This window comes from Robertmurraya dakarensis (assembly GCF_900156875.1).
Lineage (GTDB): Bacteria > Bacillota > Bacilli > Bacillales > Cytobacillaceae > Robertmurraya > Robertmurraya dakarensis.
In genome coordinates, this window is sequence record NZ_LT707409.1 from 3,281,776 (window position 1) to 3,298,250 (window position 16,475).

The window sequence follows — 16,475 nt, forward strand, 5'->3', positions numbered from 1 at the left end:
TCGCATTATAAATACAAGTTATTGGATAAAAAATAGTATAATAGTAATAGTACCTCTACACTCAAAATGATAGAATAGTAGGGATAAATAAATAGGAGGGCAAAAATGAAATACTTACAGCTACACAAAATTATATTCTTCTTTGTCTTATTTGTATTAATATTTATTCCAAATGTTAATGCTGAAACGACAACAGAAACTTGGGATGCTGCAATTGATGTTCCATCTTATAAAGAATGGACCATCGTATTAAACTCTTATGTGAATCCCGATACCGTAAACAGCGACACAGTTTACATATTAGATTCTTCCAATACTAAAGTCAACACAGCCGTAACGCTGGGAGAAGCAGATAATATCATCGTTGTGGAGCCGCCTGCAGAAGGGTTTACCCCTGGTGCCATATATACCTTACATGTGACAGACGGTGTTCAAGATGATGAGGGTAACCCACTGAAAAATGCCGTGTCGAAATCATTTCTAATCGAAAGTGATTCCATTGCTGAAGTGACACTACAAGAAGAGGTTGTATCATTAGACCCTGAAGCCATTGTTGAAAATCTCGAGCCAGAAGTACTAGAGAGCGGTACAGCCAGTGAACCTATAACACTGACCCAAGAGAATGGGATGTCACTAAAAATAGGCGATATTATCATGATAGAGCCAAACGATGAATTTCCTGAAGGGTATGCACGTAAGATTGAATCGATTCAGGAAACAGACGGTGTCTATACAGCCGAAACATCTGTCCCTTATTTAGGGGATTTGATTTCTTCCATTAGCTTAAATGAATCGGTTGAAGTCACGGCAGAAGATATCGATCCCGCCTCATTAGGTCAAGGGGTAACGGTTAGTGATTTCCGTGAATATGACCGCAATGTTGCAGGCTTTGTAGAAGGATTGCAATATGTATTTGATAATTATCCTTTAGAATATAATCAACAAATTTTATTCCTAACAGGGAAAATTCAATTACGCAACCCGCGTATCGAGCCGAAGATGGAATGGAACGGAATTGTTCCTGAACTAGACGATGTTAAATTTGTTTTTAAAGCAACGATCGTAACACAACTATCTTTTTCAATTGAAGCATCAAAAAGTATAAAAACAATACCTTTTAAAGAAGTCGAAATTGATTTAGGTAAATTTTCAACACCTATTCCACAGCTGCCTGGTTTAACAGTAGGCGGACATGTAGGCGGAGTGGTGAAAGTTTCAGCCATTGGAGGATTTAATGCATCTATCACCAATTCAACCTACGCGGAAGTAGGATTTATTAAGAATAATAAAAACGTTCGAGCAGTTAGGGAATTTACGAATACGAATGATATTTCACACACCGGATCCGGTGGTGTCGAAGTAAAAGTTGGATTAAGAACAGGTTTGCATGCTGCCTATTTAACAGTAAGGGCCGTTGAATTAAATAACGACGTTGGACCATTTGGTAATTTTAAGTTCATTTGGGGAGAACTTGTAACGAGCAATGAAAAATTGAGCTGTCAAGCTGGTGAAATTGGTGTATTTAATGACTTATCCGTATATTTTCCACCATTAAAAGGCACATGGTTAAAATCAACATATACACTAAAAAGTTATAAATTACCATTATTATTTATCAATAATTGCAAAAGCGTACAATCAATTGAATTCAATGATCCCTCTATTGAGATTGTTAGCGGGGAAACAAGAAGTGTTAAGGTATTTAGTAAGGTGTTTGATTATAGTACAGGTTTTAATTCACCTATTTATGAAACGGTTACTAAGAATGTCAAGTATTCCGTTAGTGACCCGAGCGTATCCATTACATCAACAGGCAGGGTACGAGTAAACTCTTTACAAAGGGACAAAGAAGTCATCATTACAGCGACTTACACAAAGGATAATAAAACGTTTACAGATGACTTAATTGTTAAAGTGAAGAAGGACCCAGATTTGCCGAACTTCCCTTCAGGCAGTAATGTTATGCAAGATAAGTATGTAAATAGCTATATCATTACCAACAGTTTAACCAGAGGCAAATCAATCCGATTACCGATCCCGGGTGACTATGTTCGTTATGATGAAGATGGAAATGTCGATCATTTCATTCGAAATACGACAAATGTTTATCTTTCTAAGGGAGAAAAAGCGATTGTTTCCTTTAAAGAATCCGTTCCTTCCCTAACACATGATGAATTAACCATTGAACCATCTAACACCACTGCTCTTTTAAATGTGTATCAAGTGGATGAGGCCACAACCAAATTTACCAACACCCTGTCTCATACTTCAAAGTTAAAAGTCACAAGCGGTGAGTATGGTTATGTATTATATAATTCAGACGGATCTGTTGAACGATTTGACTATGTTGACAACAACCAAAATACCATTTATGTGCCAGCGAATGGCTATATCATCATTACCAGTGAAAAAAATAAACTTTTAAATATTTATGCGGCTGCGAGCAGCTTTACATTTGAGGAATACGGTGAAAAGGCTTTAGAAATGTATGAACTGCCCCTTAATCAAACGGTCGTGATTACCAGTGAAAAGCCAAACAATGAAAGATTTAAAGTTAGCGGAACAGGAACATTTGACTTTGTAGAATATGAGGATAAATCAATTGAAAAAGTTGATGTGTTTGACAAAGATCTATCTAATTATTCTTGGGATCGTACTTATACAATATCACCAAATGGTTCTTTCATTATGACGAATCGTACTGGAAAAGTGAAACGAATCTACAGCCCCTATAAAACGTTTCACTTTGAGGCCAGCAGCCAAGAGGCTTTAGAAGAATTTTCCATCGAAAAGGGCGAATCCTTTAAAGCGGATAACCTTACTCAGCGTACACAATACGTAAAGGTAACTGGCAACACGCGGGGTTACTATGATTATGTAGATTATAATAGTTTTACTAACCATCATATCGATAGTTTTGAAAAGGATTCTGTGATTTACTCATGGGACAAATCACATAGTATTGGAAACGGAGGCTCCCTCATTTTAACAAATGCGAATAGTGATAGTGTAATAGCCTATGCACCTTCAAGTTTATTTAAGTTTAGTTCTCATGATGAAAAGGCCTTAGATGAGCACACCATTGCACCTAAGGAAACCTTATCAACAGCTAACATAACAAGCAGAACACAGTATTTAAAAATAGTAGGCGGTCAAGACCTTATGTATGACTATGTAAGATACTCAGATAAAGAGGCTGGGAATATTAGAAGTTTTGAATATAATAGAACAGCTTATTCATGGGATCAGTCCTACTCAGTTTCTTCAGGCGGTACTTTTGATTTAACAAACTCTGGCGCTAAAAATATAACTGTATATTCACCTGCGAATGAGTTTGCCTATACAGAATCGTCATCACCAATTTTACAAGTCAGAAAGCTTACTAGTGGACAAAGCATCACCATTCATAACTTGACGGAACGTTCGCAATCGATAAAGCTAACAGGAGACGGAATGTACGACTATATTAGGTATAGTAACTACGAAGAGGGTACGGTATCTGGAGAGGAACAGAATAAAACTCTTTCCTCATGGGACCAAACCGTTTCAGTCTCTAAACCAGGAGCGTTAACCATAACAAATTCCGGGGACGGGGAAATTATTGTGTATACACCCGTGGGAGTTACGGTCATCCGGTAGCCACGATTACGATTTCAAAAGTTGAACATATCAGATACTTTAACAGAGGAGCAATTTAAACCCAACGGAAAAAGCGGAGGACATATGTCTACCGCTTTTTCCAATATCTAACCTATTCAAAATAACAAAATCGTTGTCTTGTTGAAACAAATCATGCAAGGATTAATCTTCTTACCTACTGACGCTAGAAAAAGCATAAACGTTATCATATTGAGGATCTATGATCATCCTGCCATTCTTATCAATAAATCCCCACTTATATTCATCATTTTCATCTTTTACCGCAACAGCAGCAAGGCCCTCTCTAAAAATGGTTACTCCGTAATACTCTTGATCTATGACCATTTTTCCAGTTTGATCAATAAAACCCCATTTATAATCGGAATTATGATCGATTACCGCAACCGGTGCTAAGCCCTCATTAAAGTCTCCCACTCCATAAAACTGAAGATCAATCACCATGTCACCAGCTCGGTTAACAAAACCCCAACCATCCTTATTCGCAACACGTGCTAACCCTTCACTAAATCCACCAACTCCAGTATATTGAAGCTCCCCTACAATTTCACCGCTCTGGTCTATGAAACCACAATACCACTCTTGACCATCATAAACACCTACAGCGGCTAGACCTTCACTAAAGTCCCCTACTTCGTTATACTTAATCTCTCTCACGATTTTGCCTGATTTGTCAATAAATCCCCATAACCGTGTCTCATCATACTGATCCATTGCAACCGCTGCTAATCCTTCTTTAAACTCCCTGACATAATTAAACTGATGCTCAATCATTAACTTACCGGTTCGATCAATGAATCCGAACTTCCGATTCCAGTTGTTCTTATCATATATAGCAACCGCTGCGAGACCTTCACTAAACGTACTCGTTTCATAGAACGTACGTTCAATTACAACATTTCCCGTTTTATCAATAAATCCTGCATGCCATCCATCCTTATCGTATGTAGCAACAGGCGCTAGACCATCCTTAAATTCCCCACCAATACCATATGGTGAATTGAATGCAGGATCGATCACCATTTTACCAGACTGATCAATGAACCCCCACTTCCTATGAACACTATAGTCATTTGTTTCATTTATAGCAACTGCTGCGAGACCTTCACTAAAATCACCGACATCATAGAATAGAGGTGCACTAACAATTCCGTCTTTGTCAATGAATCCCCACTTACGTGTCCAATCATCTTCATCTACAGCAACAGCCGCAAACCCCTCACTAAATTCCTTCACTTCATCAAATTGAGGTTCAATGATCATCTCACCCGTTCTATCAATAAGTCCCCATTTTCCATCTATCTGGACTAATGCTCGACTTTCATCATTGGTAGGACTGGTCGTAAACTTCATTTTTATAGGCTGTTTCAGTTCAATACCTGTGATGGATTTAACACCCGACTCTATGTATAAAACATATTGTTCATCTGCTTTATACCCATCTTCTGGAGCCTTCACCATAATGGTTTTTTTATCAGTTCCTAAGGATACTGTATTTCCTGCAACTTTTTCCCCATTATGATGAACATAGAGATTTTCGTTGTTAATGGTATCCCTGTCTAGTTCTTTGTTGAATTTAATCGTCCAATTGTGCTTTATACTAACATTTGTTTTATCCGGCCAGATCTGATATTCCGCAGCTTGGGCTGAGCCCATGCTAGCGCTGATAAGGAACAATAAAGCTACTAGTACTGAAATGAAAATTTTTCCTCTTTGCATAATACAACTCCTCTTTTCATAGTTTCATAGACTATTTTACCATAATAATAGGTATATTTTACCTTTTAATAAGATAATAATCACCACCACACAAACTACGCTTTTTGAAAAAGTTTAACATTTGTGCTCATACACCAAAAAAAAGAGACATGCTTCATTCATGTCCCAAAAAAGGTCAATAAAGTTAATTATTGGGCAGCCTTGTTCCATCCCAATACCCCCAATTGATTCCACTACTAATTTTAAATTTCCCATCAAAGCTCGATCTATCATCTGACATCGTGAAGACGATATCACGTACGACCATTCATTTTCATAATATGTCCCCGTTAAGGTACCCTTTTTTGAATATTCATTACATTATACCTAATCAATAGTATGATAATGGGGGGATGTCAATGTATAGAGTTTGAACAATTATTGCAACTCTACCAAAATTTAAATCTTAAAAGTGATATCCATACTAAAAAAACTGGTAGTTGAGTGGTTCATTGATAGCATTCGAGGAGGAAATTATAGAAGAACTAGCTTTATCAGGATCGTATAAAAAAATAGAATATCGTGGTAACTGTAATACTCTAATTTAAGAAAGACTTAGTGAAAATATGCCTGGACTTTTTTCTATATAGAATAAAAAGATGCATGAACCAAGTAAATTCATGCATCTTCCACATTTTGTATTGGAAATGAATTATTTAGCTGACACAACGGCATTTAATAATTCTTCTTTAGTATAACTTTTATCAGGGATATTCACATTAAGAAATAATTTATACTCTTCATAATAGGTTAAAGCTATTGCTTCCTTTCCTTCAACCTGCAAGTTTAGTGTTGATGTTTCTGTTGCGCCTACCTCGTTTGCTTTTTCTAAAGGAATTTTAACGCTAAATACCCCGGGCAGCACATCTAAAACTTTAGCATTAAGGTCATTAGCTGTTTTTTTACTTTCATTTGAAGCTTCTTTTTTTTCATTAACAGAACTATTAATCGTCATTTCCTCAACAACCTTTCCATCTTTTGTAGCCTGTACACTTACTACTTTATCCTTATATTCTTTTTTTAGTTCCTTTGAAAACTTCTCTACTAGATTCTTTGCATCTTCATTACTAACTTTTTTGTCTAAGACAATCTTTCCAATGGCCTTGTCCTCTTCCTCATAAACTTGACCATCAATAACACCATCTTCTTCTTTTATCTTCTTCTCTAATTGGATACTTTTCTCATTTACGTTTAATTCTTTTTCTGATTGTTGATTTTCTTCTACTGTTTTATTGGCCTTTTCTGTTTCCTTATCATTAGAGCAGCCAGAGACCAATAGCAAAACAGAAAAAATACATACTAACATCTTTTTATCCATTTGCTTTCCCCCAAAACGTTCTCGTCTTTCGTATTATACCATGCGCACTAATTTATATAAATGGTAAAAGGGACGTCCTGACAAAAACTATCCTATCCAAATTATGTAAGCATTTGTATTCTTCGCGATTGTAGTTCCCTTTGCATTGTGAGCTTTCTACATCATACCCTCTGAGGTTTATAAAAACTATAACGTTTATTCTCTTAGTTGATGCTAATTCCACATCCGGAAATAGTCCGGTAATCTCTTGAGCGGAAGAGAGGTACCCACCACTATTTTCTCTTAGTCAAGTATAAATGCATCAGTACCAAGCAATGACTTTATAGCTGTTTTGCTGAATCGAAGACAAAATAAAAGCGCCCGCCTAACATTTTTACTTCAGTATTCTGCAGGGCAATCTTTTCACTCCATTATTTTTGCATTGGTTGCTCAGTTCGATGCTTAAAAGAAGATTCGCGTAACAATTGTACCCGCCTCCACTAATAAAAGAAACAGCCGTTAGAAGGGCCCCCAGCCAAGCTCTTATATTATCGCATTGGTAGATCTCTTAAATTCCTTTGTCAAATAATTTTAAAAAAATTTAGTTAACCCTAAATCTAATAAAATAAAAAGAAACGAAGAAGCTCAACTCTCGAGCCACTCCGCCTATTTTTTTTCGATTCCTTTTTTTACTAATTTTCAATACTAAATTCCATTTTGACGTTTTCCTTCAAAACTTCTCCACTTTTTGATTTGATATCTTTTATCCAAAGTGTATAATTTTCACCTTTTATATAAGGTTTTACTGGATTTAAAGCTATAAAGCTATCATCCACGCTCGGATCGACTATATATAGCAAAGGAACAACATCCCCATATTTATACGTCACATAAATATTTTGTTCTTTGATGGTGCTCAAATCTAAAGATAAATTAAACGTTACCGTCCATTCCTTCGTAAGGGACACATCCACTTGTTTTTCCCACTCTGTAAAATGATTTGGGGAAGAAGGTGAAAACACATAGAATTGATATGCCGTATCCTCTGAATCCCCGTAGCTCGGGCGCTGTATTTGAATATAGTACTTTCCTGCTGTGAGACCTATTTCTAGAGTGGAGTAACCCGTAACGTATTCCGACTTATCTGTATAGAATCTTTCCAGTTCTTTGTCTGTTGAATCCCTTAAAATCACAGTCCATTGTTTTTCGGGGATATTCGGCATACTAAAAGTAATATTTTCGCTTTTATTCAATTCAAAGGTATAATAATCATTGTCACCAGTACTATTCAGGACACCTTGATAGGCTTGATTTAAAGCGATTGATGTTGCTGATAATGCTGTGTTATTTAATTCTTTTTCAAAAAAGTCACTCTCTTCATACTCTAAAGAAAACGTATAAGCAGTATCTTCTGAATCTCCATAACTAGGACGCTGTATTTGAATATAGTACTTCCCTTTGGCAAACCCGTCTCCATCTTTGATTGCCCTGTAGTGTATTCAGACTTTTCCGTGTAATGATAATCTATTTCTTCCCCTTTAGAATTTCTTAATAAGATAAGTCATACCATTGTTTATTTGGTATATTCGGGAGAGTAAATGTTACACTTACCTGGTTTTTCTAAGTTAAAGGTATAGTAATCATGATCACTAGTTGAGTTCAGAACACCATGGTAGTCATTATTACATAAATCTCTGTAGCCGATTGAGCAGTATCATTCGGCTCTTGTTCATAGTAGTTACTTTGTTCATAATTTAACGAAAATGAATAAGGTTTTTCTTCAGAATTTCCATAACTAGGTCGATAGATTTGTATATAATATTTTCCTGCTTGCAAACCTGTCTCCATCTCTGAAACACCTGTTGTGTACTCGGACTTATCTGTATAAAGAATATCTAATTCCTTCCCAGATGAACTTATCATTTGTTCGGCCCATTGCTTATTCGGCACGTTTGGAATACTCACTTTAATATTCCCGGGTTTAGTGAGAGTGATAATCCTTATCGGAAGTTGCACTCAAAATTCCACCGTATTCATTATTAACATTAACGGATATTTCCGTAGCCTGATCAATCTGGTCATTTGACTCCATTTCGCTAGACATAGCGTAAATGCTTTCTAATTGAATACATAATCCAAATAGAAAGCCAGCAAAAACAAAAACCTTTTCATATTTACCCTCATTGTTTACTCCTATCAATCTGAATTCGTTTCTCCCTATTACTTAGCCAAACATCCTTATTACTTTTCATCAAGGAAGCAGATATAAAGCTGCACTGGTAATCACATCATCATTTTCTATATTAAGCCGCAATTTTCCTGAATATTTATTAGCTTCCCAGTTACTATAGTAGCCTAATTGATCATGACCAGATTCTATTGGCTCTTCATCTAGAAACAGGCTAATTTTACTCTGTAGATCCTGATGTAAGGCATCTAATTGATCATCAGGATAACGCATATGGTGATCAAACATATAATATACATCTGTTAAATTCCCTGCATCATCGTAATGAACCCATAAATCTGTCTCATAGCCAAACAAGCCATCTACATCAATGCTCATATAACCCCATTCAGGATAATCTTCTACTTCTTTACCTAATAACGAAATTAATTCAGCCTTCTTTAAGGACCAACTAAATTCAGGAATAAAGATTTCCCCTACTGACTTATTTTCAGTTGATGGTTGTTCTAAAATATTAAACTTCATTTTAACATGTTGACTAAGTTTCTTTTGATCTGTTGACATTACGTTTCCAATGTATAAAGTGTATGTGCCGCCAACCTCATACCCGTTCTCGGGTGCACTAACGATAATGGATTTGAGGCTTTCATCTAAAGTAACAGTGGTTTTAATTAGTCCGTTCTCACCCATTACATATATATTGTCGCTATTTACCGTAGCCTCATCTATTTCTCTATTAAATTCAATCGTCCACTGTTTATTAACATCGCTCGTAGACTTCTCTTCCCAGATTTTCATAACTTCAGAATCTGGTTCACCTAAATGCTCAGCATCTAGCATATATAAGCCATTGTCAGATCCAAAATAAAGATTCTGATCTCCATCCAATGTAAAGCTTCGAGGGCTGTTGGCAAGATCATATATACTAAGTTTTGCACCACTACTTAAATCATAAGTATGAATAGCAAACTCATTATTCAAATAATCACTAAGCGCCATATATCCTATTTGATTAGAAGGAATAAAATCACTAATGTATTCTTCTACGTCAATCGTATATTCCGTTTCTCCGTTGCTATTGATTTTTATAAGCTCATTATCGGTTCCTACATACAGATATTGTTCTGCTGGATAAATATCAATATAATAATAGCTATATTCCTTATCTGGAACATCTACGTGATAATCCCATGCTTGTTCACCATTTAAAGTCACTGCGTGGAGAGTTGGCTTTCCCTCTTCATTTGATGACTGGTATATGAGGTAATCTGCATTTCCACCATTTAAATGGTATAAATAATAACCAGAAGCGTCCTTCGTCCAAACCTCTTCCCCATACAAATCTAGAGAAAATAGGGCTCTGCTGCTTTTTGCATAAATTTTGTCTTCCAACACGATTGTATTAATATAAGGCTCATACTCCTCAGCTTCACCTGGAGCAGCGTATTTCCAATTTAACTCACCATTAGTTGAGTAGTTTAGTAGATCCGGACCTGCACTGACTAAGAGAGTAGAGTTGTTTAAAAGCTCTAATTTTGCTTGTCCCGAAACACGATGTTCCCACTCGAGTTCCCCATTTTCGTTTACAGCATAGACATTGGTTTCACCGTATGGTCCAATATAGTCGGTCCAGTTAAACTCACTAAAGTATATTGTTCCGTCAGCCCCTTCTACTGGAGTGGTTGCAGCTCCCTTTTCCACAGGATATCTCCACTTCTCATCCCCATTTCTATCTAGGGCGACGGCATACCCCACAGCACCTAAATAAATCGTACCATCGACACTAAACGCCGGTTTCACCCATGGTACATAAAAGTCGTATTTCTTACTCCACTTAATAGACCTGTCTTTGTTGAAAGCTACAATTTCCGTTTCCTCAAAGTTCCGTCCACCTATTATCACTAGTCTTAATTCACCATTGTCAGTAACAATATCAGCAATAGAGCAATTTTCACACGCCTCATAAATAGGAGTTTCTAGAACCCCCTCCTTGCTATTAGCAAAAGATTGTTGGGAAGAAAATAGCATAAATAGAGCCATAATAATCCCCGTTAACACAAAATGATGTTTCTTTCTCCGTATTTCCATGTTATGCCCCTTTCTATATAAAATTGTCCCCCAGATTTTGACGTGATTAGGCTTATCCTCCTAGGAACATATGGAAATTATAATATATTTTGTATTGTCGGACAATTCATGGTTCTTCGTGCTTATGATCTGCGGCTTATTCCACTTCACTCTATAGATAAATGTTTCCGTCTATGACCCTATTAGGAAAGGAATCCTTCTTTTGAGGTGATAAATGCTTTATAAGAAGGGAGAAATCAGGGGAGCGGGGAGATATAAGAGGTTTCAAACCAGAAGAATAATATTAATCAATCGTTTGAACAAATGGAGAACATCCAACAAAGCCGACTGACTTTACTTTCCGTTTACATCCTGGAGTTAGTAATGTTAACATAAGCTGAAATGTTGCTGTTTTCGGAGCACCCAAAAATTTCTTTTTGAGCACTCCTTCTCTATAAGTCTAGCTTTTTTAAACTAAGAATCCTACTGAATAGTAAATTTAATGGAGACAGCTTCTTTTAATTCTTTTCCTTCTTCTGAGCGGATAGAATTCCCTACAAGAAGATAATACGTCTTTCCTGTCTCATAGAGCGTGTCAGACGGAGATACCAACACAGATTTACCGTCATCTGTTATATCAAATTCGACCTTGACGACCTCTCCGTTTTGATCCAAAACACGAATAGCTTGACTATTTACTGTTTCATCTAGTAATTGGTCATTAAACTCTATTTTCCATGTTTTATCGGCAGCGATATTTGTTCGCGTTCCTTTATCTTTATATCCTTCTAGAGGGTATTTGATTTCATCGCTAACATTGAGAGGATTGGCAATAAAGCCCCATTTTCCGTGAACATAAACAAATGCTAGACCTTCATTGTAATCCACTGAAACAGCATCAAATTTTGGTTGGATCGCAAATTGCTGATTCTCTTCAGCGTGAACAGCAGAAGGCGTTCCAAACATCAGAAAAAACACGAAAAACAAGCTAACTATCTTTTTCATACAATACCTCCCTTTCTTAGATTTAAACGGCACACCCTACAGAAGACCTATTTCAAAATGAACAAAAAATTGGTTTTAATTTCCTAGGATAATATTCCCGTTAAATCTATCATAATTTTATTATTTTGTCTTTATTTAATGGACAGAACACTGATAGGCACCATTAACAAGTGCCCTCATACATCCAATTTTCTATTTCTCTATCATGCACAAATTTTGTAGTTACAAAATAAGCTTGAACAATCACTAATTTGACTATTCTCACTCTAGTCTTAACAGCTATTAATGGTTTGCTGGGAATAATTAAAAGCTCCTTAACTTCCTGTCTGCCACGAGACTAACGGATTAATTTATACATTGACTTAAAAATGGAAGGGAGTGATTAGAGGCGTTATCATTGGGATTGTGAGTAGTTAGTGGAAAAAGTTTCCATTGAACCTTTTGAACCTATTTTCTACGTTTTTCATAAAAAAATAGAGCCTAAACTGTGAAAACGAAGACTCCAATTTAATAGAATTCTGTAAATGCTATCCCCTCTATTATCCTGCCCTAATAGTGCACCTTTATAGGCCTATTCTTCTAGTATAACATCTACTATAATGGTATAATTTTCATATTAATCTATAAACTGACACAGGAAGGAAGGAAATATGAAGGTGAAGAAACTACTAGCATTGTTATTGCTTATTCTATGTATCTATTCTTTTCCGACTGAAGGACAAGCAAATGGGGAGGAATTCAAATGGTCTGCTAAGGTTGGGGTAGATTCTTTCAAAACGTGGAATATTAAATTTAATACCACCGTTGATGAAGATTCCATTAATGCTGGAGCCATTTATGTTGAAGATGAAAATGGAAATAAGGTTTCAACACAATTGGTCTATTCAGGAAATGAGGTAAAGGTGTTACCTCCACAAAAGGGATACGAAAAAGGGCAATCCTATCTTTTACATATTGATCAATCAATAGAATCATTATCTTCCAACCAACTAAAGCAAGGCGTGAACATGCCTTTTATTGTTGAAAGAGACCCTATTGAAATATACGAATTTGAAGATGAGGTTAAAGAGATAGCCAGCCAGGAACTGAATATGACTGAAAATGGATCAGTTGAATTTCAAGGGAACCAGGACGTCCAAGTAGGGGATATCGTTGTTAGTCCCACAGATGAGAACAATCCTTTTGGTGTAGCAAAAAAAATTACCACTCTATCTCAGGATGGTAAAACGGCTTCTACAACTGACGTTGAATTCACCGAGGTTTTTAAAGAGTTAAATATCTACAAATCTATTAATCTCAAGGAGGAAAATCTAGAGGCTGCCTCTTTGCCAGAAAACATTAGTGTGAGAAAAGTGAATATGAAAGAACTTGCACCCAATAGTGATTTCTTAGATACGTTTACCATCGCAAATTATCGCGACTATACGATTGGAGATGTATTAGAGTTTAAGTTAGATGCCCTTAAGCTTGAAGTAGACGGTCTGTATGTAAAAGTAGATGGTGTTGTAAGAATGTTTTATCCCAATGCCATCGTTGATATTGATTATGGTCTAATGAAAGGCTTAAAACGATTTAACATAAAAGCAGAATACCAGACATCATCCAAGGTAACTGTAACCATTATTGGAGGTGACCTAAAAAAAGACGTCACTCCAGAACAATTGAAAAAACTTGCGATGAGGACGTTAGATTTTGACTTACCTCTTGGAAAATTTATTATTCCAATCAACCCAGCCCTGTTTTTAGAATTAAATGTACAGCTTAATGCTGAAGCAAAAGTGAATGCAGAAATAGGGACAACTTTTGAATTGGAAACAGAAGGAGAGCTTGGAGTTGCCATTATAGACGGGGACTTAGACGTAATTCATGATCCTAAAAAATTCACTCCCTCATCCGCTCTTCATGGAAGTGGAACCATTCGAGCAGAACTTGGTCCTGAGGCATCCTTTATGCTTAAAGCCTTAGGCGGAGCAATAGGTGGTGGATTTGGCGGTGAAGGCGGAGTCTATGCTGATGGTACGCTGTTTGTAGCTGCGGCTAGAGTAATAGAGGACGGAGAAACAGCTGCAACCGATGGGTGTATAAGAATGGAGCTTGGTGCCTATTTAGAAGCAAATGCCCAAATCCATATCGCCCTTCAGGATCCTATCAAAATAACATTGGCTAAGAAGGTTTTCCCTTATAAGCCAGGATCCTATAACAATTGTGATGTATTAAAAGCCATTACTATTTCGACAGATTCACAAGGTACCTCTCCTATACTCGAACCAGGGGACAGTGAACAATTACTCGTAATTGCTGAAATTAATGACATGTTTGAATCGACTTCCATGTTTAAAGATGTGACAGATCCACATTCTTTATCAGATAAGGAAGTGATCACTTATCTTTCTAGCCACCCCGAAATCGTTACGATATCTAAGGATGGGAAAATTTCTGTTCCACGTGATCTACCAAGAGGTGGTGACTCTCTAGAAGTTACGATTGAAGCCAACTATTCAAGACAAGACGAAAGAGAAGATGCAGAAAATAAAACTGAAAAATTAACAATAGAAGTCAAAAATTTAAACCTTGCTGCTCTAGGCTATGAATCGAATCCTGGTCAGGATCACAAATCCATTATTGTTGATGCATCGATTGATCCAACTACTAGCGGATGGATACCAACTAATCTGCATGTAACAAAAGACGCAGTCATTCAAATTAAAGCCACTGGAGCTGGAAATTATGCATCATTTACAAACCCTAGAAATCCCGACGGGTTTGAATTAATTAATAATGAGATTAGTGAACAATTTAAGATGGATGATGGCGCAGTCCTTCCAACTGCTCGAATTGGTACACTGATTGGTATCATCGAAACAGATGATGGACAAATTTCTGAGCCATTCGCTCTAGGGAGTGACGTTTCCATTCTTGCTCCTATCAGTGGAGAATTAAAATTAGCGTACAACGATACGCCCAATGGGTATTACGATAACAGTGGTGAATATGAAGTTCGTGTAGCTCTGAACGAACAAGGACCAACCGCAGATCTACCAATTCCAATAGAGGACTTTGAAGTGACTGGGGACGCCACTTTTTATCAAGATACAAATGAATTTGTGTTAACAGAAGCTAATAATTGGAAATTAGGAACGGTTTGGTATGAAAAGCCTTTGACCCTGCCATTTACAGCTTCATTCTCTTATTTATCTGGAGGAGGCAGCGGAGCAGATGGGCTCGTCTTTATGTTCTTAAAGGAACGAAGCGCAGGTTCATCAGGAGGCTACCTTGGATTTAATGGTGGAAAAGGATACGGTATCGAATTTGATAGCTATTCAAACTTCGCAGACCCAAGTGCAAATCATATTGCACTAATTAAGGACCATACCGAAAATCATCTGGAATTTGCAAACACACCAATAACCGAAGATAATGCTTGGCATGATGTAAAGGTTGAAGCAACTAAATCAGGAATTACTGTATATGTTGATGGAGAAGTTGTTTTAACACACGAAGTTGAAGTTGAATTTGACGAAACATTTACAAATGCAGGATTTTCGGCTTCTACTGGAACGTATAATAATAGACATGTAATTAAGAATATTAGTTTTACAACTGGAGAATAACTAGCGAAGGGGCTGTCTGATAAGTCCCTAAAATAAAGCAATTGGAGAAAAACAGCACGTTTTTCTCCAATTGCTTTTGTATTATATGGATCATTCCCTGAAAGTAGCTGGCGGATGCCGGCTACTTTCAGTATATTGTGGGCTAATGCCACAATTCCAAACTCCACATGGACCTTATCAAGCCCCGTAGGGAAAACCTACGGAACGACCGATTGCCCTTGATGTGACCGAACACACTTTCTACCTCAATTTTACGTTGAGCGTAGATAGCTGCCTTTTCCTCACATTTAAGGGCTGTTTTTGCCTTCGCTTTCATTTCTTCAAAGATCGTATTCCAGTGAACCTGACGGTTCCCCTTCGCCTTTGTACATTTTGCTTTTAGTGGACAATCCGTACAGTCTTCGCATTCATAGATTTTAAAGCTTTGTTCATAACCAGATCGATTCTTCTTGTTTTGATATTTTCTAAAAGTTACTTTCCTTCCATTCGGGCAAATAAAATAATCGTCTTGTTCACGGTATGTCCAGTTTTTTGCATTTTTGATATCGTTTTTATATTTACGTGTCTTTTCTTGTATGTATGATCCATAAGGGATTAGAAAGTCAAACTTTGGCTCTTTCTCATCGCCAACCGCATAAACATAATTTTCTTCGCTTCCATATCCAGCATCGGCAATAACAGTTTTAGGCATTGGTAAAGAAGTAGACGACAGTTTCTCCGAATGTGGGATAAAACAACGAGTGTCAGTTGGACGTTGATGAATCGTGTAAAACAGAATAAACTGGTTTTCCGTTCCCATCTGTACGTTATATCCTGCTTTTAGTTGACCATTTTTCATATGATCCTCCTTCATGCGCATGAAGGTGGCGTCTTTGTCCGTTTTAGAATAGCT

10 protein-coding genes are annotated in these 16,475 nt (G+C 36.9%); 2 read left to right on the forward strand and 8 right to left on the reverse strand.

Translation table 11 applies throughout. The features are described from left to right. Positions 1-105 precede the first annotated feature (105 nt). Complete coding sequence (locus tag CZ487_RS24535) at positions 106-3,639, forward strand: Ig-like domain-containing domain (protein WP_077214986.1); 3,534 nt, start codon at positions 106-108, stop codon at positions 3,637-3,639. 171 nt (positions 3,640-3,810) lie between these two features. Here CZ487_RS24535 and CZ487_RS24540 read toward each other — a convergent pair whose 3' ends face one another. The 7 genes from CZ487_RS24540 to CZ487_RS24570 form a co-directional block, all read right to left on the reverse strand. Further along, complete coding sequence (locus CZ487_RS24540; protein WP_077214987.1) at positions 3,811-5,376, reverse strand: WG repeat-containing protein; 1,566 nt, start codon at positions 5,374-5,376, stop codon at positions 3,811-3,813. A 691-nt stretch (positions 5,377-6,067) separates the two neighbouring features. Further along, positions 6,068-6,733: a hypothetical protein gene (locus CZ487_RS27355; RefSeq protein WP_077214988.1), complete on the reverse strand. Its 666-nt coding sequence runs from the start codon at positions 6,731-6,733 to the stop codon at positions 6,068-6,070. Between the two features lie 671 nt (positions 6,734-7,404). Next, on the reverse strand, positions 7,405-7,965 hold the full coding sequence (locus CZ487_RS24550; protein WP_077214989.1) for an Ig-like domain-containing domain: 561 nt from the start codon (positions 7,963-7,965) through the stop codon (positions 7,405-7,407). Positions 7,966-8,371: 406 nt separating this feature from the next. Next, entirely contained in the window at positions 8,372-8,677 is a 306-nt protein-coding gene (locus tag CZ487_RS24555; protein WP_077214990.1) for a hypothetical protein, read from the reverse strand. 16 nt (positions 8,678-8,693) lie between these two features. After that, entirely contained in the window at positions 8,694-8,912 is a 219-nt protein-coding gene (locus CZ487_RS24560; RefSeq protein WP_077214991.1) for a hypothetical protein, read from the reverse strand. A 51-nt stretch (positions 8,913-8,963) separates the two neighbouring features. Next, the gene (locus CZ487_RS24565; protein WP_077214992.1) at positions 8,964-10,988 is read right to left on the reverse strand and encodes an outer membrane protein assembly factor BamB family protein; all 2,025 of its coding nucleotides are present in this window, start codon (positions 10,986-10,988) and stop codon (positions 8,964-8,966) included. Between the two features lie 462 nt (positions 10,989-11,450). Beyond that, on the reverse strand, positions 11,451-11,972 hold the full coding sequence (locus CZ487_RS24570) for an Ig-like domain-containing domain (RefSeq protein WP_077214993.1): 522 nt from the start codon (positions 11,970-11,972) through the stop codon (positions 11,451-11,453). Positions 11,973-12,622: 650 nt separating this feature from the next. Between CZ487_RS24570 and CZ487_RS24575 the strand changes: the two genes are divergently transcribed. Beyond that, a complete protein-coding gene (locus CZ487_RS24575) occupies positions 12,623-15,583 on the forward strand; it encodes an L-type lectin-domain containing protein (protein ID WP_077214994.1) in 2,961 nt (986 codons plus the stop codon). Between the two features lie 142 nt (positions 15,584-15,725). Here the strand turns inward: CZ487_RS24575 and CZ487_RS24580 are convergent. Further along, positions 15,726-16,475: transposase (locus CZ487_RS24580; RefSeq protein WP_139339666.1), on the reverse strand; the 750-nt coding region annotated here is incomplete at its 5' end.